The sequence below is a fragment of the Pseudoalteromonas sp. SWXJ133 genome (assembly GCF_015864365.1).
Lineage (GTDB): Bacteria > Pseudomonadota > Gammaproteobacteria > Enterobacterales > Alteromonadaceae > Pseudoalteromonas > Pseudoalteromonas arctica.
The window spans coordinates 220678-241271 of the sequence record NZ_JADYXJ010000001.1 but is presented as its reverse complement, the minus strand read 5'-3'; the positions used below and the strand labels follow the sequence as shown (position 1 = coordinate 241271).

The 20594-nt window shown below is 38.3% G+C and carries 24 protein-coding genes; 8 read left to right on the top strand and 16 right to left on the bottom strand.

Annotated features, from left to right (window positions below):
* Positions 1-18 precede the first annotated feature (18 nt).
* A complete protein-coding gene (locus I6F40_RS00960; RefSeq protein WP_024590433.1) occupies positions 19-615 on the bottom strand; it encodes a tRNA-uridine aminocarboxypropyltransferase in 597 nt (198 codons plus the stop codon).
* A 137-nt stretch (positions 616-752) separates the two neighbouring features.
* On the opposite strand from I6F40_RS00960, the gene I6F40_RS00955 reads away from it, so the two are divergent.
* On the top strand, positions 753-1097 hold the full coding sequence (locus tag I6F40_RS00955; RefSeq protein ID WP_007582543.1) for an Hpt domain-containing protein: 345 nt from the start codon (positions 753-755) through the stop codon (positions 1095-1097).
* Positions 1098-1202: 105 nt separating this feature from the next.
* Positions 1203-2420: a pyridoxal phosphate-dependent aminotransferase gene (locus tag I6F40_RS00950; RefSeq protein ID WP_166376230.1), complete on the top strand. Its 1218-nt coding sequence runs from the start codon at positions 1203-1205 to the stop codon at positions 2418-2420.
* A gap of 73 nt (positions 2421-2493) precedes the next feature.
* On the opposite strand, the gene I6F40_RS00945 is transcribed toward I6F40_RS00950, so the two are convergent.
* The 4 genes from I6F40_RS00945 to I6F40_RS00930 form a co-directional block, all read right to left on the bottom strand.
* On the bottom strand, positions 2494-2961 hold the full coding sequence (locus I6F40_RS00945; protein WP_166376231.1) for a glycine zipper 2TM domain-containing protein: 468 nt from the start codon (positions 2959-2961) through the stop codon (positions 2494-2496).
* 178 nt (positions 2962-3139) lie between these two features.
* A complete protein-coding gene (lpoB, locus tag I6F40_RS00940) occupies positions 3140-3760 on the bottom strand; it encodes a penicillin-binding protein activator LpoB (RefSeq protein WP_166376232.1) in 621 nt (206 codons plus the stop codon).
* Between the two features lie 11 nt (positions 3761-3771).
* Positions 3772-4197, bottom strand: coding sequence for a YcfL family protein (locus tag I6F40_RS00935; RefSeq protein ID WP_007582549.1), 426 nt, complete (start codon positions 4195-4197; stop codon positions 3772-3774).
* A gap of 8 nt (positions 4198-4205) precedes the next feature.
* The gene (locus I6F40_RS00930; protein ID WP_166376233.1) at positions 4206-5570 is read right to left on the bottom strand and encodes a COG3014 family protein; all 1365 of its coding nucleotides are present in this window, start codon (positions 5568-5570) and stop codon (positions 4206-4208) included.
* A gap of 508 nt (positions 5571-6078) precedes the next feature.
* Here I6F40_RS00930 and I6F40_RS00925 point away from each other — a divergent pair.
* Positions 6079-6948, top strand: coding sequence for a DMT family transporter (locus I6F40_RS00925; RefSeq protein ID WP_166376234.1), 870 nt, complete (start codon positions 6079-6081; stop codon positions 6946-6948).
* Positions 6949-6971: 23 nt separating this feature from the next.
* Here the strand turns inward: I6F40_RS00925 and I6F40_RS00920 are convergent, their stop codons facing one another.
* From I6F40_RS00920 to I6F40_RS00890, 7 genes are all read right to left on the bottom strand, one after another.
* Positions 6972-7658, bottom strand: a complete 687-nt coding sequence (locus tag I6F40_RS00920; protein WP_166376235.1) for a M15 family metallopeptidase — start codon at positions 7656-7658, stop codon at positions 6972-6974.
* On the bottom strand, positions 7658-8788 hold the full coding sequence (gene dapE / locus I6F40_RS00915; protein WP_197192373.1) for a succinyl-diaminopimelate desuccinylase: 1131 nt from the start codon (positions 8786-8788) through the stop codon (positions 7658-7660). Before dapE ends, I6F40_RS00920 begins: the two co-directional genes overlap by 1 nt.
* On the bottom strand, positions 8788-9132 hold the full coding sequence (locus tag I6F40_RS00910) for an ArsC family reductase (protein ID WP_024590441.1): 345 nt from the start codon (positions 9130-9132) through the stop codon (positions 8788-8790). The genes dapE and I6F40_RS00910 overlap by 1 nt, the downstream gene beginning before the upstream one ends.
* Before the next feature lie 4 nt (positions 9133-9136).
* Positions 9137-9634: a PTS glucose transporter subunit IIA gene (locus I6F40_RS00905; protein WP_197175274.1), complete on the bottom strand. Its 498-nt coding sequence runs from the start codon at positions 9632-9634 to the stop codon at positions 9137-9139.
* Positions 9635-9637: 3 nt separating this feature from the next.
* The gene (locus tag I6F40_RS00900; RefSeq protein ID WP_007582563.1) at positions 9638-10024 is read right to left on the bottom strand and encodes an ACT domain-containing protein; all 387 of its coding nucleotides are present in this window, start codon (positions 10022-10024) and stop codon (positions 9638-9640) included.
* A 226-nt stretch (positions 10025-10250) separates the two neighbouring features.
* Positions 10251-12410, bottom strand: coding sequence for a phosphate acetyltransferase (pta, locus tag I6F40_RS00895; protein ID WP_166376238.1), 2160 nt, complete (start codon positions 12408-12410; stop codon positions 10251-10253).
* A gap of 1 nt (position 12411) precedes the next feature.
* Positions 12412-13626, bottom strand: coding sequence for an acetate kinase (locus tag I6F40_RS00890; RefSeq protein WP_197192372.1), 1215 nt, complete (start codon positions 13624-13626; stop codon positions 12412-12414).
* A gap of 284 nt (positions 13627-13910) precedes the next feature.
* Here I6F40_RS00890 and yfbV point away from each other — a divergent pair, with 284 nt between their 5' ends.
* A complete protein-coding gene (gene yfbV, locus I6F40_RS00885) occupies positions 13911-14357 on the top strand; it encodes a terminus macrodomain insulation protein YfbV (protein WP_007582569.1) in 447 nt (148 codons plus the stop codon).
* Here yfbV and I6F40_RS00880 read toward each other — a convergent pair.
* From I6F40_RS00880 to xthA, 3 genes are read right to left on the bottom strand one after another with little or no spacing between them, the layout of a single operon-like run.
* Positions 14354-15169, bottom strand: a complete 816-nt coding sequence (locus I6F40_RS00880) for a putative RNA methyltransferase (protein WP_197192371.1) — start codon at positions 15167-15169, stop codon at positions 14354-14356. The two genes, yfbV and I6F40_RS00880, sit on opposite strands and share 4 nt — an antisense overlap.
* On the bottom strand, positions 15166-15813 hold the full coding sequence (locus I6F40_RS00875) for an energy-coupling factor ABC transporter permease (RefSeq protein WP_166376241.1): 648 nt from the start codon (positions 15811-15813) through the stop codon (positions 15166-15168). The genes I6F40_RS00880 and I6F40_RS00875 overlap by 4 nt, the downstream gene beginning before the upstream one ends.
* 5 nt (positions 15814-15818) lie before the next feature.
* A complete protein-coding gene (gene xthA, locus I6F40_RS00870; protein WP_010554249.1) occupies positions 15819-16625 on the bottom strand; it encodes an exodeoxyribonuclease III in 807 nt (268 codons plus the stop codon).
* Between the two features lie 240 nt (positions 16626-16865).
* Here xthA and I6F40_RS00865 point away from each other — a divergent pair, with 240 nt between their 5' ends.
* The 4 genes from I6F40_RS00865 (at position 16866) to rluB (ending at position 19657) form a co-directional block, all read left to right on the top strand.
* Entirely contained in the window at positions 16866-17297 is a 432-nt protein-coding gene (locus I6F40_RS00865) for an exonuclease III (protein ID WP_166376242.1), read from the top strand.
* Positions 17298-17524: 227 nt separating this feature from the next.
* Positions 17525-18046, top strand: a complete 522-nt coding sequence (locus tag I6F40_RS00860; RefSeq protein WP_197192370.1) for an EF-hand domain-containing protein — start codon at positions 17525-17527, stop codon at positions 18044-18046.
* Between the two features lie 151 nt (positions 18047-18197).
* On the top strand, positions 18198-18788 hold the full coding sequence (gene scpB / locus I6F40_RS00855; RefSeq protein WP_166376244.1) for an SMC-Scp complex subunit ScpB: 591 nt from the start codon (positions 18198-18200) through the stop codon (positions 18786-18788).
* Positions 18785-19657, top strand: a complete 873-nt coding sequence (rluB, locus tag I6F40_RS00850) for a 23S rRNA pseudouridine(2605) synthase RluB (RefSeq protein ID WP_007582584.1) — start codon at positions 18785-18787, stop codon at positions 19655-19657. Before scpB ends, rluB begins: the two co-directional genes overlap by 4 nt.
* 81 nt (positions 19658-19738) lie before the next feature.
* Here rluB and I6F40_RS00845 read toward each other — a convergent pair whose 3' ends face one another.
* Positions 19739-20485, bottom strand: a complete 747-nt coding sequence (locus I6F40_RS00845; RefSeq protein WP_166376245.1) for a YciK family oxidoreductase — start codon at positions 20483-20485, stop codon at positions 19739-19741.
* Between the last annotated feature and the right edge of the window lie 109 nt (positions 20486-20594).

Below are 20594 nucleotides of genomic sequence, written 5' to 3'. Positions count from 1 at the left end.
TTTCATATAGTAACGAATTTAATCTAAGTAACGTGCTTTTACGTGCTCGGGCATGTGTTGGGTTTGTTTTTGTATTAATTCATCAAGCACATTATAAAGTGGTGCAGGATTTAACTGCTCTATTAAAAACAAACTATGCGCTACGGCTTCAAGTGTGGATAGGCTGTCGGCCCTAGGGGCTTTACGAATAGCATAACGATTTTTAGGTAACTGTTTAAAACTGACCGTTTTGAATTGATTTAGCAATGTGGTGAGCTGCAAAATTTTGTAGGCTTTTTTCCATGTACCATCAACCACGATTAAATGGGTGATGTTTTTTATATTAGATTGCTCAGCGCTATCGTCTAAATTAATAGCGTTTTCGTTAGGGTAGAGCAAAACAGTTGAGCTTACGGGCAGTGATTTAAGAATAGAAAAGTCGTCATTATTTTCGCCTTTGACTATTTGGCAATCAGTTAGACACAAATTGAGTAGTTTAGCGGTATTTTTTGCTATTTTTTCTTCGCTTGGGTGCTGTAGAATAATAACCTTAACTTTGTTGTTTATATTTGTAATTGCGCTGCAAATACAGGTGTTAAGTGCAAAGTTACAATGATTACAAAGTGTGCGTGCCATTTAATAAACTTTTTGTTGCCAGTATGATCCTCGCAATTATACATTTATGAGGTAATTAAGTTGGTTTTTTTTACGCATCAATATAAAGTAGTACTATTAAACTGTAATTTACATGGATTGTTTTAAGGGCTTAAAATATGACAGAAATAAATATTGATACATCAGCATTAGAGAGTATGGAATCGTTATTGGGTGAGCAGTTTGCTGATACACTTGATTTTTGCTGCTCGGAGTTTGAGCGTTTAGGCTCTGAAGTTTTAGCAACCATTGGAAAAGACAGAGAAGCGGCGATTCGTCATTCTCATAGCTTAAAATCTAACGCTGCTCAGTTTGGTGCTTCAAGCCTTGCTGAAGTATCTCGCGTTATTGAACAAAATTTAAACCTAGATAACTTAGCTGAAGCCATCGACGCATCTAATAGCTTAATGGCTCAAGTAACAGGCTCTCAAGCTAAGCTAAATGAATGGTTAGCATCTCGTTAATTATTGAAACTGAAACGTGAATTTATTTCAGTACTAAGTCATCAAATACACTGGCATTTTGCGCCTTTACTAGGTTAGTCTAAAGACTCACTAGTCGAGGTAAAAATGTCTGATATTAAAAAGAGTCACAAATTAGAAGGTGTATGTTATGACATTCGTGGGCCGGTTTTAGCGCAAGCTAAAAAAATGGAAGACGAAGGTCAAAAAGTATTAAAATTGAATATAGGTAATCCGGCTGCTTTTGGTTTTGATATGCCAGAAGATATGCACCGCGATATTATTCGTAACTTATATTCAGCCCAAGGTTACTGTGACTCTAAAGGCCTCTATTCAGCTCGCGTGGCTATTTATCAACACTACCAACAACGTGGATTACATAATTTAGATGTAGATAACATTTATATTGGTAATGGCGTAAGCGAACTTATTCAGATGATCACCCAAGCGCTATTAAATAATGGTGACGAAGTGCTTATTCCTGCTCCAGATTATCCACTTTGGACTGCTTCGGTCACGTTATCGGGTGGTAATCCGGTACATTATTTATGTGATGAAGAGCAAGATTGGTTTCCGGATATTGCCGATATAAAAAGTAAAATCACGTCTAAAACTAAAGCTCTGGTATTAATTAATCCTAATAATCCTACGGGTGCGGTTTACAGTGATGATTTGTTAATGCAATTAATTGATATAGCGCGTGAACATAAACTGCTGTTATTGAGCGATGAAATTTACGAAAAGATTTTATACGATGGTATAACGCATACTTCAATCGGCTCACTTTGCGACGATGTGCCTATTATTACTTTTAATGGTTTAGCTAAAACCTACCGTGCAGCGGGGCTGAGAATGGGGTGGATGGTTCTAAGCGGTCGTACCTCGGTAATGGATGATTTACGCAAAGGCCTAGAAATACTTTCATCTATGCGTTTGTGCGCCAATGTACCTGCACAGTATGCGATTCAACAGGCTTTGGGCGGCGTGCAATCAATTGATAGTCTAATAAACCCGGGTGGGCGCTTGTATGAGCAGCGTGATATTGCATGGCGCGGATTAAATGATATTGAAGGCATTAGTTGTAAAAAACCTAAAGGCGCACTCTATGCGTTTGCCAAAGTAGATACAGCACTTTTTAACATCAAAGATGATGAAAAGATGATGTACGATTTGCTAAAAGCCGAAAAAATATTACTTGTACATGGCAGGGCGTTTAATTGGCCAGATCCTGATCATTTTAGGTTGGTCTTTTTACCAAACAAAGATGATTTGTCGGATGCGATGATAAAAATGAAACGCTTTTTTAAAGATTACCGCCAAGTTTAATTTAAAAATAAATAAACAAAAAACGAGCCAGTTTAGGCTCGTTTTTGTTTTAAACGTCAATAGACATAACTATTTAATACGCGCTATCTACCCGAACAGTGTTGTCGGTTAAGTATACTAATCTTACGTTGTCACCTTTGCTAAAACGCATTGATTGGTCTTGATCTTGAACGACCATAAATTGATCTCCATTTTCAACTTGTATCAACAACTCTACAAAATGACTTTGTTCGTAATGACTTTTTTTCTGACTATTATGCGCTACGTTACCACCTATTATAGAACCAAGTATGGTGGCAACAGTGCGTCCGCTTCCGCCACCAAACTGATTACCTACAACACCGCCCAGTAATGCGCCGCCAAAGGTTTTCCAGCCGTTGTTTTTGTCTTGAATGATTTCTTGTTCGGTAATATTGCGTACCGATTTTACATCACCAAATAAAACTTGCTGAACAGGCACTGCTTTGTTGCGCTCGTATTTAGCAAATGTAGGTGCGCTAATTGTAAGTAATACGCACATTAATACAGTAATTGCTTTCATAACTTGCTCCTTTTATACCAACCTGCATAAATCTTTGATCAATTTAACGAATTAAATTGCGCTATAACGTCGTTAAAAATTTTTTATTTAGAACAACTAAATACAAAAATTTTTGCCTAGTACTAGCGTAATTTTCTTAACGTTAAATAGACCCCATATATAAGCTGATTGGTATTAGCTACCAGCCAAAGGTTGATTTTTCTTTAGTTTTACGAATTTCAGTTTCGTCTGCCCACTCAACTAGGCCGCTTTCCATATCCATTAAACGCATTGTAAATTTGTAGTATACGTCTGATTTATCGGCATTTGATTTAACGATGCTTGATAAGTTTCCGTATAACATATATTGCGCACCAATTTGTTTACCAAATGCAACGGCTGTTGCAGGGTTAACAAGAGCATCTTCATTTTGAAACGTTAATTGCTCACGTACTGACTCAACACGGGTCATATCTACAAAACGGAACTTACCGCTGCGTAGCATTTGTGTTGAGATTGAATCGGTGATTGATTCTGTATCAATGTGCTCGCTGGTTTTATTTTTAATACGTTCAACAAATACTACAGGGCGTTTATTAACGGTCATTGTGCCAACAACAGGTGAGCTGAGTAATGAGTCGGTCATTTGGCTCGCTACTTTTTGTAAGTCGGTAGAACCAAAATTAATATCTGTTGTTTCTACTGCTTGTGCATCGCCATAACTTACTACGGCTTTATTAGCACAGCCACTTAATACTAAAGCGCTCAAGCCAACTAAAGCGTAAGTTGATGCTGTTTTAAATTTGTTACTGATGATCATGGTTGTTTCCTTTAATCTTTAAATTCTTGTGATTCGGTAGACACTTCTCTTACTGCTAAAGAAAAGGTAACCGCATCAGAGCTAGGTGCTAAGCCCGGTAATTGTGTTTTTGCAAAACCAAATAAGGTGAGTGCTTGCCAAGGTGAATGATTGCCTTTAATAACAAAGCCGTCTTTATCAAACCAATTAAATTGATACTGCAAATACTGTGATTTTTTATACTGGCTCGAAAGTGTCACTACTACATCGGTTAACTGGTTGGTTTGACGTGTTTTAACATCAGTAATGGCCAGCTTTTTACCGAGCTCTGGGTTATCTACACGTAATTGCTCATTAAACTGATTTTTATTTTGTTCAACAGAAATACCCGATGTAACCGGTTTGCTGGAACATGCACTGAGCATTAAGACTGCTAATAATGGCGCTATGTATTTCATGATGGCTCCTAAAGTTGAACTACGTGGTAATTAAAGTAGTTATTAACGGAGGTTAAGTAAATTAACGTTAACCCTTGCTTACTAACGGTAAAATTTATAGGTGCTTGTGTGCCTATATGCAGAGAATGCTCACCTGTATTTAGGCTTTGCCTTGCAACACTTATTTGATTTGGAAGTGTAAGCCAGCTACGTGTATCAGCTTGCTCAGACGCCAAATTATAAATATTAGCAAGTATGTTGCCTACATCACCGGCACTGCGAGCAAGTTCTGCACGCACTTTCTCTTTAGCTACTAATCTAAGTACTTGGCGAGCTACTTTTGCAGGTATTTGATCTTCTAATGTTTTTGCTGCAAGTGCTTCAATGTGTACTAATGGGCTCAGCTCTAAGCTTTGTGCATCTATGCTTATATTATTAAGGCGGCGTACATAGGCATTATCTTTATATACTGGCATTGCAAGGCTGTAAAAGCGTGCATCGCCGCGTGATGAATAAATTGGTAAGCGCAGTTTAAATTCATCTTGTTTTGGTACTAAGCCTTGTTCAAATAAAACAATTACTTCGCCTTGTGTTGCAGAAATTGTGGGTGCATCACTAAAACGTTTTTTCAATTCGCTTAGGTCTTGGTCAAACCCTTGTTTTTTAGCAAGGCGCATTACGTCCTGCTGTAAATAAATATTGTTAGGTTGTATAGCCAGTGCTTTTTTATAATCAATATAAGCATCATCATACTGTTTAGCACTTTGGTAAAGCAAAGCAGATAAATAAAATGTGTAGGCATTTTGAAAGCCATTTTTCACGTCTCTGGTCACATTGCCCATGCTAGGGTAGTGCTGTTGCGCTTCCTTAACTGTTGAGTCGCCATCTGTTTTATTTTCGCTTAGTGCATCAACTTGTACTTTATTAGCGCGGCGAATTTCGACCAAAGCGCCTTCTACATCATTTTTATATACGTAGTTAAGTGCTTTATAACTATGAAGCATACTCATTTCGTAAGCCGGTGGCACATAAGTTATGGCTGAGTCGTTAGTAAATAACGCATTGCTTTGCTCAAGCCCCGCACTTACTTGTATTTTGGCGGCTTCACGTTTTTTTTGCATTTGCGTATACACGTTCTCAAATTTACTTTGTGCCTCTTGTGGCGTATTGGCTAAGTCGTTTAAGCGAGCTTGCTCAAGTTGGTTGAGTAAGTAGCTGCTGTGCATGGTGCTATTATCGGCAATAAGGGATTGCGCTTCTTCGATATTGTTTTTCTCGATCGCATTTCTTATTGGTGTCATTTGCGTGGCATAGTCATTAAATAGGTCATTAAAGCCCATTGTGCTACACCCACTTAAAATACAACAAAAGCTTAAAATTATACTTAGGCGCACTGCGCACTCCTCTCAATTTACCTGCATACATTAACATACTATTTTTGGCTAAATGTGTGAAATATTGTAAAAAATCGTAGAGTAAAACTGCCTGCTAATAAAGAAATATAAAATGACATTGGTGAACAAAGTGTGAATTTTTCTTGTTGAGTAACAATAGTGAAATGCTTAAGGTACTTTATTGGTCTTATTGAATACAATGATCCCTAAAGCGTAACGATAAATGAATTTTTTAAATGAAGTAATTGCTACTCATTAAGTCGTATATGAAAAATACTAAAAGGATATCTTTTGTTGTAGACACCGTATTTTGCAAATGCGGCTAAGATTTGAGTATAAATGATCTAATTTATTAAAACTAAATACTCTCTTTGCACAGTTATACCAATCCTGTTTAAATGTGCTGCTCATTTAGCGGTTTTATAGGCGCTTATGACAATGTTTTTAGCTTAGTAGGTTAATTAATTGAAATAACGCTGTAATTTGTTTTTATTGCTAAGGAATTTTTTTGAAAGCTACGTTGTACACAATCATTGCTTTAATTGCGTTTGCTGCAAACTCTCTTTTTTGCAGAATGGCTTTAGCCGAAGGCTATATAGATGCTTGGAACTTTACAGTTATTCGCTTACTCAGTGGTGCTGCGTGTTTGGGCATTATAATGGCTATTTATACCCATAACTTAAAGCGTAAAGGTGCATTTAACTCTGCAATTTTAAGCGATAAAGGAAGCTGGCGAAGCAGTATAAGCCTATTAGTTTATGCACTTTGTTTTTCGATTGCATACGTAGAGCTGGATACAGGCACCGGTGCACTGATTTTGTTTTCAGCCGTGCAACTCACTATGATTGGCTGGGGTATATATCAAAAAGAGCAGTTGAGTGTGCTTCAGTGGTGCGCGTTTATAGTGGCGCTAGGTGGGTTTGTATATTTAATGCTGCCATCTGCTGCTGTACCTTCATTATTAGGTGCATCACTTATGGCACTCAGTGGTGTGGCATGGGGTATTTACAGTATTCGCGGTAAAGTGTGCGTATCGCCACTACGTACTACGGGGTTTAACTTTATAAGAAGCTTAGTGGCTATCCCTGTTTTATTACTTGTTGGTATGAGTTATTTAAAAAATATGAGTATTGAAGGGGTTTTGCTTGCATGTGCCTCGGGTGCGATAGCGTCTGGAATTGGTTACAGTGTTTGGTATGTGGCTATGCCACTGCTTAAAAGTACCCAAGCTGCTGTTGTGCAGCTTTGTGTACCTGTACTTGCAGCCGTTGCCGGGGTCTTGTTTTTATCAGAGCAGGTAACAATGGAATTTATAGTAGCAAGCTCGTTAATATTAGGCGCTGTGCTGGTATTTATTTTAAATAAAAAGAAGGTTTAATATCATTTAAGTTAACCTTCTTTTTAAGGGGGACTCACGTTTGTTACAAAGCGTGTATAAATAGCGGGTAAGTTATCAAGTATTGCCTGCTTACCCTGTAGTTCACTGTTTTTTATGCATTCAAAAAGTACTTGCTCGCTAAGCTTATTCACTAATAATTGCGATCGCTTAATATGGCTTATATGCCAAAGCTCAGGTGCTACGCCGCCTAAATCATGCTGGTAAGGGCGATAAAAGCCAAATTTATCTAAGTTAGTATCAAGCCAATTACTTAAAGGCGCAAACGGCCCACCTAGCAGGTATTCATCAGGTGTTAGCTGTAGTTTATAATCATCACTTACCGCAGCTTTATCAAACACATCTAAATCGGTGCCTAAATGGTGCCTGCTTGCCCCAGGTAATGCAGAGTAGAGCATTATTGCTATGCATTTATCTACATCATTTAATTTAGTTAAATCTACAACCTTTTGCTGTTTATTATAAACAGGTCGAATACCTAAAAACTTATTATTCCAAATAATTGATTGACGATTAAAGTCGCGAAAACTTGAGGCAATAGTAAGCTCAAATCCTGCTTTTTGTGCTGCACTTTGCAGCGCTAAAAAGTCGTTAATAATAGCGCTGTGCAAGCGATGATTTTGTATATCAGTTAAATGTGTATCACTTTGCCCTGTGATACACATCATTGGTGTTGGTTTAGTTACATCCATTATGCTAAAAGTTGCTCTAATATTTGCTCGTAAATGTCGGTAAGGGCTATTAAATCATCGGTACTTACGCATTCATCTACTTTATGAATAGTGGCGTTACGTGGGCCAAGTTCAATTACTTTAGCGCCTGTTTGTGCAATAAAGCGACCGTCAGATGTGCCGCCGGTAGTTTCTAGATTCGTGGTTAAACCGGTTACTGATTTAATTGCGTTAACTGTGGCATCAACAAGCCGGCCGTGCTCGGTAATAAAAGGTAAGCCATTTACTATCCAGCTTAATTCATAATTTAAGTTATGCTTTTGTAGAATGTCATTTACACGCTGTTGTAATTGCTCATGCGTTACTTGCGTGCTAAATCTAAAGTTAAACTGTACTTCTAGATCACCCGGGATCACGTTACCAGCACCTGTGCCGCCATTAATATTCGAAATTTGAAAGCTGGTAGCAGGGAAGTATTCATTTCCGTTATCCCACACCGTTTGGCTAAGTTCAGTAAGGGCAGGCGTTGCTAGATGAATTGGGTTTTGTGCTAAATGTGGGTAGGCGACATGACCTTGTACGCCTTTAACCGTTAGGTAAGCGGTAAGTGAACCTCTGCGGCCATTTTTAACAACATCACCTAATACATCTCGTGATGAGGGTTCGCCTACTAGGCACATATCAATTTTTTCACCACGGGCTTCTAGTGTATCTATTACACGTGTTGTGCCGTTTATAAACGGTCCTTCTTCGTCAGAAGTGATTAAAAAAGAAATCGAGCCTTTATGATCTGGATGTTTAGTAACAAAACGCTCTGTTGCTACAAGCATTGCGGCTAATGAGCCTTTCATATCGGCAGCGCCACGCCCGTGCAGTAGGCCATCTTTTATTAATCCTGAAAACGGCGGGTGTTGCCAATTTTTTTCAGGGCCTGTTGGTACAACGTCGGTGTGACCTGCAAAACAAAAGTGCGGCGATTGTGTGCCTTTTCGAGCCCAAGTATTAAGTGTGTCGGTAAAAAATAATGATTCTATATTAAAACCAACTGCAGCAAGGCGATCGTTCATCATTTGTTGGCAGCCAGCATCTTCGGGCGTTACCGATTCACGTTGGATTAGCGCTTGGGCGAGTTGAATTACGTCATTAGTCATTATTTAAAAATCTCGTCGTATTGGGCTGCTTTAAAACCTAAATGGTAACTGCCATTGTTTACCAGTACTGGACGTTTGATCATGGCAGGTTGTTCAACCAACAATGGGATAGCACTTTCTTTAGTTAGGCTTTGTTTTTGCTCATCAGTTAATGCGCGATAAGTTGTTCCACGTTTATTAACGAGTTGTTCCCAATCGAGCTTGTCTGCAAAATCACTCACCATTTGCTCATTTACACCATCTTTGCGGTAGTCATGAAACGTAAATTCGATGTTGTTATCAGTTAAATGTTTTTTAGCTTTTTTTATCGTATCGCAGTTGCTAATGCCGTATAGAGTGATCATAAATCTAGTTCTTCTTAATAATAGTTAATAGTGTGTCTTCACCCGCATTTACATGCGAATGCGAGTAATGAAATGTGCCAAGGTTATGGCCGTTTAGTAAAATTAAACTAGCAAGCATTGGAGTATCAAGTTCTCGTAAATCAAAATAAGCAAGGCGTTGACCTTTGCATATTTTGCTACCATTGAGTTGCGCAATATGGGTATGCGTAATTGATTGCGAATCAAAAATAGTTAAGTTAATCAAGACTTTTAGACCATTATTAGCTTGTAGAATAAACTCAGTACCTGCATTTTTTACTTGTAATAAAGTTCCATCAAACGGTGCTAAAATTTTATGACTTGTTAGTTGCACCATAATACCAGGGCCCAGAGTGCCAAAACGAAAAAAAGGTTCTGGGTGCTCATTCAGTTCAATTACTTTACCTGTAAATGGGCTGGTAATATTTATTGCATTAAGAGGCGTTTTATTTTGAGCTAAATAGTCAATTTTTTGAGCTTTCATAAGTTAATTTACCACCACGTTATAACCCTCTTTTTTTAAAGCGGAAATAGCATTTTCTGCAGTGTGTTTTTTTATGAGAATATAATCAGTATCGTAGGTTGAGATTGAAAAGATAGAAATTTTAGCGCGCGCTAATACCCCTGAAATATTAGCCATAATTCCGGTTAACGAAAAGCCAAGTGGACCTACAACCTCTAAAGCTTGCCAGTCGGGTTCGGTATCCAGGCTTTTTACTTCAAAATCGCTTGGGCATACAATTGAAAGTTCATCATGAGTTTTAGAAATAAAAAACAAAGATTGCTTTAAAAGTGCCGCAGGTATGTCGGCATCTACATCTAAACTGTGTATAGATAAAATGGTGCTGTGTAATTGTAATGTTTGTTTTGACATTAAAAGCCTGCGAACAGCAATATTGATAGCTTTATAGTATAGATTATTGGCTTTAAATTAAAGGTGTAACAACGACTAACTCAGCAGTAAATAAGTAGATAAAAGAAGGGAGTAAAAACTTACCCACAATTTCTGTGGATAAGTATGGGGGTTGCAGGGTATAAATAACCTAACTAGTTAATTATTAAATAAATAATAGCTAGGCTATAAAAAGCACACGTTACGTTTAATGAGTAATTAGCGCTTCTGTTTGAGCTGCCTGAATGGCAGTTAAGGCGATTGTATACACAATATCATCAACTAATGCACCACGGCTTAAATCGTTTACAGGTTTACGCATACCTTGCAGCATAGGGCCAATACTTATCAAGTCGGCACTACGTTGTACTGCTTTATACGTGGTATTACCCGTATTTAAATCTGGGAATATAAATACGGTCGCTTTACCGGCTACAGGGCTGTTAGGTGCTTTTTTAAGTGCTACGTTTTCCATTATAGCGGCATCGTATTGTAGTGGGCCGTCGATAATTAGATCAGGACGTTTTTGTTTTGCTATTTTTGTGGCTTCACGTACTTTTTCAACATCGGCACCTGTACCAGACGTACCCGTGCTGTAGCTGATCATGGCAACACGCGGCTCTATGCCAAATGCAGCTGCAGAGTCGGCAGATTGAATCGCTATGTCTGCGAGTTGTTCAGCATTAGGGTCTGGGTTAATCGCACAGTCACCGTAAACTAATACTTGGTCAGGCAGTAGCATAAAAAATACAGATGATACTAGTGATGACCCTGGTGCTGTTCTAATCAATTGCAGTGGTGGGCGAATTGTATTTGCCGTAGTGTTTACTGCGCCCGATACTAAACCGTCTACTTTACCTTGCTCAAGCATCATTGTACCGAGTACGACGTTATCTTGTAGTTGCTCTTGTGCTACTACGGCAGTTAGGCCTTTGCTTTTACGAATTTCGACCATAGGCGCAATATAATCATTAATAATGCTTTGAGGCTCGATAATACCTACATGTTCGTTTAGCTCAATACCTTGCTGCTGTGCAATACGCATTATTTCTTCGCGATCGCCTAGTAATATAGTTTTAGCAATTCCGCGTTGACCACAAATAGCAGCCGCTTTAATTGTACGAGGTTCATTACCTTCTGGTAGAACCACGGTTTTACCTGCTTTACGCGCTTTAGTGGTAAGTAAGTAACGAAATGCGGGTGGTGATAACTTACGAGTTTTACCTACACTTTTAGCTAGAGTATCTAGCCAGCTTGAATTGATATGCTCTGCGTTGTGATCTTTTACTTTTTCAATACGTTGGTCATCATCATTTGGTACTTCCATATTAAAGTTATGCAGTAGTAATGATGTACGCCACGTGTCTGCATCGGTTGCGAGTATTGGCAAACCGGTTTTCATGGCTTGCTCACACAAGGCCATAATACGTGGCTCTGGCTCAAAACCACCGGTGAGTAATATAGCGCCAAGTTTAGTGCCGTTCATAGCAGATAAGCACGCAGCAACAAGTATGTCAGAGCGATCGCCCGGTGTTACTAATAAAGCGCCTGGCGTAAAATAATTTAAAATATTTGAAACCGTACGAGCACAAAAAGTAATACGGCGCAGACGACGATGAAGCATATCGCCTTCGTTAATAATCGTGGCTTTTAAGTATGCGCTTAAGTCTTTTACGCGCGGCGCTACTAAGTCAAAATCCCACGGGATTGCACCAAGTAACATAAACGGATTTTTTTTAAAAATAGGTAGGGATGCTAAACGATTTAACTCGTTTTCAAGCTCTTCAGGTTTATAGGCATCGACTAAATCGGCGCGTGCACGACCTTCTTCATCAAGTGGCGCATTTACTTTATTAAAAATACAGCCCAGTACGCGAGGATGATCGATACCACCGTAGTTACCTGCTGCAATTTCAAGGCGGTCTTCTATTTGAGTAATGGTGTAATTACCTGGAGTAAGTACAAATACAATTTCGGCGCCGAGGGTTTGCGCAATTTCGCGGTTTACACGCCCAGCATAAGGTTGGCGACGAGTAGGTACCATACCTTCAATAATAGCGACTTCGTCGTCGTTTATTTTACTTTCAAAGCGTTCAACAATTTCCTCTAGTAGGTCATCACCTTTACCGTCGCCAATCATTTGCTCAGCATAATCAAGTGCAAAAGGCATTGGTGGGTTAATAGGTGAGCCTTGAGTAACTATTTGCGTTGATTTTTCAGGGCCTGTTTCACCAGAACGAGGCTGAGCTATTGGTTTAAAAAAGTTAACTTTAACTGTTTTTTGTTCAAGTGCACGCACTAAACCAACTGATACCGACGTTAAACCCACACCGGTAGAAACAGGAATTAACATAATACGACGTGCCATATTAAAGCTCCTTTACAATATTTGCAGCATCGCTTGCTATTACCCACTCTTCGTTTGTAGGTATGACGATAACTTTAATTTTTGTTTTTTTAGCGCTAATAATCCCTTGTTGTCCAAATCGCGCATTAAGGTTAGCTTGCTCATCACAATCAATGTTTAAAAAGGCAAGTTGAGAGATTACTTTTTTACGAATAAGATCTGAATTTTCGCCAATACCACCAGTAAAAATTACAGCGTCTAGGCGCTGTAATGGCACCATGTAGGCTGCAATTTGTTTGGCTAGCCGGTAGCAAAACATATCAATTGCTAGAGTTGCTCTTTGATTCCCAGAAAGCGAAGCTTCTTCAATTGTACGGCAATCGTTAGAAAGCCCACTTATGCCCAGTAAACCGCTTTCTTGATTTAGTAAATCGTCAATTTGCTGCGCGCTATAGTTTAGTTGTGTAGTTAAAAAGTTAAATAAACCGGGATCGATATCACCACTACGCATACCCATAATTAAGCCTGCAAGGGGAGTTAAGCCCATACTTGTATCAACACTTTTACCATTTTTTATTGCACATACAGAGCAGCCATTACCTAAATGAGCACTAATAAAATTACTTTCTTCAAGGGATTGATTTAATAGCTGAGCGGCTTGATCTGCAACATAGCAGTGGCTTGTACCATGAAAACCATAACGCCTTACGCCAAACTCGGTATATAACTTATAAGGAAGAGCATAAAGATAAGCGACTTCATCCATAGTTTGATGAAACGCGGTGTCAAATACCGCGACTTGGGGTAATCCTTTAAAAGTTTCTTTTGCAGATGAAATGCCTAATAAGTTAGCATGCCCGTGGAGTGGAGCAAGTGTTGCAGCTTGTGTAATTCCCGAAATAACATCTTCGTCTATAAGTATTGATTGTATAAAATGTTCACCACCGTGAACAACACGGTGACCTACCGCTATTAAGTGCTCATCTAATTTATGTGATTTAATTAATGCCACTAGGGTATTGATTGCTTCAGCATGAGCTTCGTTAGCTTTCAAATTAATAGCGGTCTTAGCCCCATTATATTTATATTTTATTGAAGGTGCTTCGCTTCCCAAGCGTTCAGCCAAACCAGAGATGACCTCGTAACCATTATTTGGATCTATAATGGCAAACTTTAAGCTAGAGCTACCACAATTTAAAACTAAAACGTGTTGTGATTCAGGAGGGGTTGTTGGCATAGATTCAATTCCCATAAACAAATTTAGTAAGTAAACGTTAATACGTAATCGTTACACTTACGGTATTAAATAAAGCAAAAACAATTGAGTGATCAAATGCAGAACAGTTAACGTAATGTTAAATACTTTACCTTAATTAGAGGGTTTTAGTTAGAACTGTATGCTATTTAATGGTAAATTTAAGCTCTTTAGCGCGGACAGTGTAACTCCTTCATTTTGTGTTACACTTTGCGTATAGCTCGTTTTTCCATTGTATTTAAAAGCAGTATCTGTGAGGAGTCATGATGCAAAAAAGTGTGATGTCACAACTACAAACAGGCCGTTTGTATGGTAAAAAATGGCCAATGCGCAAAGAGCTTGCGCCCTTATTTTTAGAGTTTAGAGTAATTAGAGCGACTGAGCTTGCCATTACAGTAATGCCAATCTTAGCCATGCTAACATTGTTTTTTCAGCTAAATTACTTGGGTTCTGATTTTTTACCGCAAGCCATTGCAAGTGCATTATTTTTTATATCGCTACCATTACAAGGTTTATTTTGGTTGGGTAAGCGAGCGCAAACGCCTTTAGAGCCTGCGATGCAAAAATGGTATAACGAGCTGTACACTAAAATGGCAGCTAATGGATATCAAACGCAGTTAAGTGAAAACAAGCCCCGTTATATGGAGCTTGCCAATTTACTTAAAGATATGTTTGATAAAATGGACAGGGCGTTTACTAAAGAGCAGTTTTAGAGAGTTACATCATTATCTATTTTGGTAAACTGAGTAATATAAAACGATAAGGTGACAGTGTGTTCACCTTTTTCTTCGAGTGCTTTCCAGTTCTCGGGTCTAAACTTCCATGCAAATGGCGTCATCATTATTAAGTTTTTAATATCAGTAAAGCTAAGCGCTATATGCTCTGTTAAAAGGATCTGCTCTGATTTTTGAAACCCTTTTGGAGTGGCTATTTCAGTATGTTCGTTTACTTCTGAATATATATACGATTTTAGTTCTTTTAAATGACAAGGTCCTGGGCTTGCAACTACTAATGTTGCGTTTTGATTTGCTAGGCGTTCAAGCTCTTGCTCAAACAAAGGTGCAAATACACTTATAAGTACATCAGCAAATTGGCTTTTAAAGGGCGCTTGGCTGATTGATGCCACACTAAATTGGCAATTAGGGTAGCGCTTAGCTGCATATCTAACCGCTGATTTTGAAATGTCGACACCGTATACAACAGCATTTGTTTTATTCGCGATTGCTTGGGTATAAAACCCTTCACCGCATCCTAAATCAATAATAGTATTCGCACTTATATTACTGATTATATCACTAAGGCTTTGCTGTAAAAAACGATAATACCCACGCTCTAAAAATGCACGTCTGGCTTGTACCATTTCAAGTGAATCACCCGGTTGTTTTGAATTTTTCTGTTGCACAGGCAGTAAATTAACATAGCCTTCTTTAGCAAAATCAAAGCTGTGGTTGTTAGCACAATGAAGTGTTGAATCAGTTTTCAAAAGTGCTAGGTTACACAGCGGGCATTGATATTCAAGACTCATGAGCCTAGGTAGTCCTTATCGTAAAAAGTTTTTACCCAATGTGGGCGATAGGTGATCATAATTGTTATAGCCATGCCATTGAGCATAGCTTCAGGAAACCAAATAATAGCACTTAAATAAACGTAGTTATCTGCAAGTTCTTGCCAATTGTATTGCCCTATAGCTAAGTAAAATAAAGCACCTAGGCTTATTTTTATACAGGCTATAAATCCTGCGGTTATAAACGCGCAAACAAATATATAAACAAAAAAATGACGAGGTAAATATTGGTAACTAATTATAAAGCCAAGATAGCTCAATATTATAGGAACAAACGCACCAATAAGCAGTTGTACTGGTAACAGTTCAAGCTCAATTTGACCAAAGGCAGCCAGTAGGGCTGTGGCAAGTAAGCTACTTAAAATAGTCAATCGCCAGCCTAAAATTAATGTAGCTGCCGTAACACCTAGTATGTGTAAATCAAGGCCAGTTAAAATGCCAGCCTTTATTCGCCAAAGTACTGCAAACACTAACGCACACGCAAGCACACCAGTTTGACGGACTGGCGTATTAAGCAATGTTTTATATGTTTCTCTATCAAAGCTTAAAATAGCAATGATAATTACAAGAGCCCAAAGTAGCCCCTGCATTGTTAGGCTGAGCATAATAATTACTTAAATGTTGACCATATAGGGGCATGATCTGACGGTTTTTCAATACCGCGAAGTTCGTAATCAATACCTGTATCTATGCAGCGTGCTGCAAGCTCATTGGTTGCAAGCACTACATCTATACGAAGTCCTCGATTATCTACAAACCCTTTAGAGCGATAGTCAAACCACGAGTATTGATCGTCTGTTTCGGGGTTTTGCTCTCTAAAGGTGTCTTTAAAACCCCAATTAAGTAATGTTGCAAGCCATTCACGTTCTACCGGTTGGAAAGAACATTTACCCGTTTTTAACCAACGTTTAGCATTTACGTCGCCAATACCAATATCTAAATCGGTAGGTGATATGTTGATATCACCCATAACGATGACGTCTTGATCGGGTGTGTGATTGGTTTCAAGGTGTGTCATTAAATCTTTATAAAATTGACGTTTATAAGGGAATTTAGTTTCGTGATTAATATTATCACCTTGTGGGAAATAGCCATTCATAACAGTAAGGTCGCGACCGTTTTCTTGTTCAACAGTGACGCTTATCATGCGTTTTTGCGATTCATCTGTATCGGTGGCAAAACCTTTTAAGACCGACTTAGGCTCTTTTTTGCATAACATAGCTACGCCATAATGCGCTTTTTGACCATGAAAGTAGACGTGATATCCCATTTTTTGTACATCTTCTAATGGGAATGCTTCGTCGTGAACTTTAATCTCTTGCAAGCCAATAACGTCTGGTTGATGCTTGTCGATAATTGCTTGTAATTGGTGAAGACGAGCACGCAGACCATTGATATTGAAAGAAATCACTTTCATAAAATTTACCTTAAAATTGGTTCTATTTAATAGATTAAATTGTATCAGTAAATACGCGTACATAACATGACTGAATTGAGATAATAGCTGCACAAATGTTGATCAATTGGTGGGTAAAGTTTAAACATTGTGAATACAATATTAATTATTTAAATAAATAAAAAATTCAATTGAACTTAACTTTATTGAATATATAATGCGCGAAATTCACTTGTTTAGCTCGTTCAAATAGGATCTCTCATGAAAACTCAACTACTTTTAGCCACTGCTTTACTAGCATCTGCAACTGCGTCAGCTCAAAGCAATACTTACTTTAGCCAAGATAACAAAATTGAGTCTAAGTTATGTGTACTAAGTGCAAACGAAGGCTTTAGCGTTGCTCGTAAAGAAGCTGCCCAGCACGGTGTTTACCTATCTCGTTTTTCTAAAAGCATTTTATGTAATGGTGAAGATATTCGTGATATTGCTAAAAAAACGACATTACGCAACGCATCAGTTGAGAAAGTAGAAGTATTTGCAAAAGACGCTCAGCAAGAAACTCAATTATGTATGACGGCTTTAAAACAAGGTTTAGCACCTGTTCGTCAAAAAATTGGTAACCTAAACTCATTAAAATGTAATGGTCAAAACGTTACTGAGTTTGTTAAACGCTACCAAAACGCAGCAATCTAATTATTAGTTTAATTATATAAGTAAAATTGAAATACCTGGTTTTTACCAGGTATTTTTTTGCAAAAATTACAAGGGTGTTTGCAAAGCTTGCAGGCTTAACTTATTGAAAGTGTTTAATAAACATACTATAAAATCGTTAAGCTTTTGATTTATTTGGTTTAACTATTGTTGGCATCCGAATTGTATTAACTAGGGTGACATTTAATTAATTACGAAGGATACGTCTTATGAAAAAGTTAACATTAGCAGCCACTATTCTAGCATCATTAAGCCTAGCGGCTTGTTCATCTAATCAAGGTCTTGAAAGAATAGACAGTGACTTTGCAAGTTTAGATAATGATAGCGATGGCTACATCTCAAAAGTTGAAGCTGATGACGATAGCATTTGGGACCATTTTTCAAATATTGATACCAATATGGATAACGAAATTAGCCGCAAAGAATTTAACACTTATATGAAGCTTAATAATGGCAAAGTAGCCACTGATTCTGAAGTAAGTGAGTCGGCATTTAAAGCTGAAATTACTAAATTCGATAAAATTGAAAGCAGCTTTGCAAGTCTAGATAACGACAGCAATGGCTATATCTCGGTAGTTGAAGGTAACGATGATGATATTTCAAATCATTTTGGTTACATGGATAAAAACCAAGATAAGCGCATCAGTAAAAGCGAGTTTATGGGTTACATTAAAAAATACGGTAACGCAGTAGCTGAAGATGATGCATTAGAAGCTTTTAAAAGTAACTAATAGTTACCATTTTAGTAAGTAAGATTAAAGCCAGTGCTAGTCACTGGCTTTTTTGTGTTTTAAATTTAGTTATTTGATAGATATATTTTCCTAGTTTGGTGTTGTTCTGTCATAATAGATGGCTGTGTATTTTTATTTGTTAAGAGTGTGTATGGCGGGTCGGCGAATTAGTGATGAACAACTAGTTGAGATCATTGAAGCAGCTATTTTTGTTGCAGATAAGCCTGTTAGTAAACGCCACCTCAAAGACATCGTATTAATAGATTTAGCTATTTCTATGGTGCGAATAAATGAAGCAATAGATACAATACAAGAGCATTTTCAAACTCGTGGTATTCGCTTAGTTGAAGTTGGTAGTGGGTATCGGTTTCAGGCATGCAGTAGTTTAAGCCCTTGGTTAAATAACTTGTGGCAAGAACGCGCACCAAAATACTCGCGTGCTTTACTGGAAACATTATCACTTATTGCATACAGGCAGCCCATTACACGCGGCGAAATTGAGCAAGTAAGAGGTGTTACTACGGGTTCGAATATTATTAAAACCTTACTCGAAAGAGAGTGGGTTAAAGTGGTAGGGCATAAAGAGGTTCCGGGAAAGCCGGCTTTATATGCAACTACTAAGCAATTTTTAGATTATTTTTCGTTAACTGGGCTTGAAAATTTACCTGCGTTGCCAACAGAGCAGCAAAGTAAAATTAACCAGTTATTGAGCGATCCTTCTGTGAGAGAACCATCCGAATGAGTATTATACAAGGTGAAAAGTTACAAAAAGTCTTAGCCCGTGCAGGCGTAGGCTCACGCCGTGAAATGGAAAAATACATTGACGCAAACCGCGTTAGTGTAAACGGTAAAGTGGCAAAGTTAGGTGACCGTGTTGAAGAAACCGATTTGATTCGTGTTGACGGACACAGTGTAAAAATCGAAGAAAAAGCAGACCGAATCTGTCGTGTGATTATGTATAACAAACCAGAAGGTGAATTAAGTACACGTAAAGATCCTGAAGGGCGTCGTACTGTATTTGACCGACTTCCGCGTATTGATGGCGATCGCTGGATTGCGGTCGGTCGACTAGACGTTAATACATCGGGTTTAATGCTTTTTACAAACGATGGTGAACTGGCAAACCGTTTAATGCACCCAAGCTATGAAGTAGAGCGTGAATACTCTGCACGTGTATTTGGTGAAGTAACCAACGAGACGGTTAAAAACTTACTACGTGGTGTTGAACTTGAAGATGGTCCAGCCAAATTCACGACTGTAACCCCTATGGGTGGTGAAGGTGTTAACCGTTGGTTTAACGTAACGTTAAATGAAGGGCGTAACCGTGAAGTTCGTCGTTTATGGCAGTCCCAAGATGCGGAAGTATCTCGTCTTATTCGTATTCGTTACGGTAAACTAGAGCTTGATAAGCGCGTGCCACAAGGTGGTTGGATGGAGTATGATTTAGAAACAGTAAACTACTTGCGTAAAACCGTTAAATTAGGCCGCGAAACACAAACTAAGCTTTCTGTTATGCCTGAAAAACGCAAAGATAAACGCGCTAAAATCAACCAAATTCGTAAAGCAGTTAAAAAACACAATCAGCGTGTTAAGCCGACTAAACGTAAATAATCAATTAGTTATTTATTGAACACAAAAAAGCCGCTAATTGCGGCTTTTTTAATGTGCTGTTTAAATTATTTAAACTCTAAATTACTTTTTTACTTGAGCATCTAACGATTCGCCATTAACTTCACTAGAATCGTCACTCATTAGATATAAATATGTAGGCATTAAATCCTCTGGTGTAGCAAGCGCGTCTCTATCTTCACCTGGATATGCAGCAGCTCGCATTGAAGTGCGAGTAGCGCCTGGGTTAATACAGTTTACACGAATATTCGTTTTACCTACTTCACATGCCCATGTTTGCATCATACCTTCCACTGCAAATTTTGAGATGGCATAAGGCCCCCAAAATTCACGACCTTTGCGGCCTACACCTGATGACGTAAATACTATCGATGCATTATTAGACTTACGAAGAACAGGAAAAAGTGCTTTAGTGATCATTGCTTGTGCAGTCACGTTTACTTTCATTATGTTTTCGAACGTAGATGAGCAAAAATGTTCAAGCGGACCGAGTGACCCTAAAATACCTGCATTATTAAGCAACCCATCAAGGCGTCCAAACTGATATTCGATTGTTGCAGCAAGGTCACGGTAGTTTTGCTTCGTTGCGCCTTTTAAATCCATAGGGACTATTGCAGGTTTAGGGTAGCCAGCATTAACAATTTCATCGTAAACACATTCAAGTTTATTAGTTGTTTTTCCTAATAAGATAACTGTAGCGCCGTATTTTGCATACGTAATTGCTGCAACTCGGCCAATACCATCACCGGCGCCTGTTATTAAAATAACTTTATCTTTAAGTGCGTTTTCAGCTGCTTGATATGTGTGCATAAAAGTACCAATTCATATAATTTTTTTGATTTTAACATAGCGAAACGTGAAGTAATCGAATTTATTGTAAAATTAGGTGGCGAAAATAGAAACTTTACGTTAAGTTTAA

Bases quoted from the DNA above. Each gene is read 5' to 3' on its own strand.
- scpB (WP_166376244.1), top strand. From the start codon at position 18,198: ATGGCGGGTCGGCGAATTAGTGATGAACAACTAGTTGAGATCATTGAA.
- xthA (WP_010554249.1), bottom strand. From the start codon at position 16,625: ATGAAAGTGATTTCTTTCAATATCAATGGTCTGCGTGCTCGTCTTCAC.
- I6F40_RS00910 (WP_024590441.1), bottom strand. From the start codon at position 9,132: ATGATCACTCTATACGGCATTAGCAACTGCGATACGATAAAAAAAGCT.
- dapE (WP_197192373.1), bottom strand. From the start codon at position 8,788: ATGACTAATGACGTAATTCAACTCGCCCAAGCGCTAATCCAACGTGAA.
- I6F40_RS00960 (WP_024590433.1), bottom strand. From the start codon at position 615: ATGGCACGCACACTTTGTAATCATTGTAACTTTGCACTTAACACCTGT.
- I6F40_RS00905 (WP_197175274.1), bottom strand. From the start codon at position 9,634: ATGAAAGCTCAAAAAATTGACTATTTAGCTCAAAATAAAACGCCTCTT.
- I6F40_RS00935 (WP_007582549.1), bottom strand. From the start codon at position 4,197: ATGAAATACATAGCGCCATTATTAGCAGTCTTAATGCTCAGTGCATGT.
- I6F40_RS00890 (WP_197192372.1), bottom strand. From the start codon at position 13,626: ATGCCAACAACCCCTCCTGAATCACAACACGTTTTAGTTTTAAATTGT.
- I6F40_RS00875 (WP_166376241.1), bottom strand. From the start codon at position 15,813: ATGCTCAGCCTAACAATGCAGGGGCTACTTTGGGCTCTTGTAATTATC.
- I6F40_RS00860 (WP_197192370.1), top strand. From the start codon at position 17,525: ATGAAAAAGTTAACATTAGCAGCCACTATTCTAGCATCATTAAGCCTA.
- I6F40_RS00945 (WP_166376231.1), bottom strand. From the start codon at position 2,961: ATGAAAGCAATTACTGTATTAATGTGCGTATTACTTACAATTAGCGCA.
- pta (WP_166376238.1), bottom strand. From the start codon at position 12,410: ATGGCACGTCGTATTATGTTAATTCCTGTTTCTACCGGTGTGGGTTTA.
- I6F40_RS00880 (WP_197192371.1), bottom strand. From the start codon at position 15,169: ATGAGTCTTGAATATCAATGCCCGCTGTGTAACCTAGCACTTTTGAAA.
- I6F40_RS00865 (WP_166376242.1), top strand. From the start codon at position 16,866: ATGAAAACTCAACTACTTTTAGCCACTGCTTTACTAGCATCTGCAACT.
- I6F40_RS00950 (WP_166376230.1), top strand. From the start codon at position 1,203: ATGTCTGATATTAAAAAGAGTCACAAATTAGAAGGTGTATGTTATGAC.
- I6F40_RS00920 (WP_166376235.1), bottom strand. From the start codon at position 7,658: ATGGATGTAACTAAACCAACACCAATGATGTGTATCACAGGGCAAAGT.
- rluB (WP_007582584.1), top strand. From the start codon at position 18,785: ATGAGTATTATACAAGGTGAAAAGTTACAAAAAGTCTTAGCCCGTGCA.
- I6F40_RS00900 (WP_007582563.1), bottom strand. From the start codon at position 10,024: ATGTCAAAACAAACATTACAATTACACAGCACCATTTTATCTATACAC.
- I6F40_RS00845 (WP_166376245.1), bottom strand. From the start codon at position 20,485: ATGCACACATATCAAGCAGCTGAAAACGCACTTAAAGATAAAGTTATT.
- yfbV (WP_007582569.1), top strand. From the start codon at position 13,911: ATGCAAAAAAGTGTGATGTCACAACTACAAACAGGCCGTTTGTATGGT.
- I6F40_RS00955 (WP_007582543.1), top strand. From the start codon at position 753: ATGACAGAAATAAATATTGATACATCAGCATTAGAGAGTATGGAATCG.
- lpoB (WP_166376232.1), bottom strand. From the start codon at position 3,760: ATGATCATCAGTAACAAATTTAAAACAGCATCAACTTACGCTTTAGTT.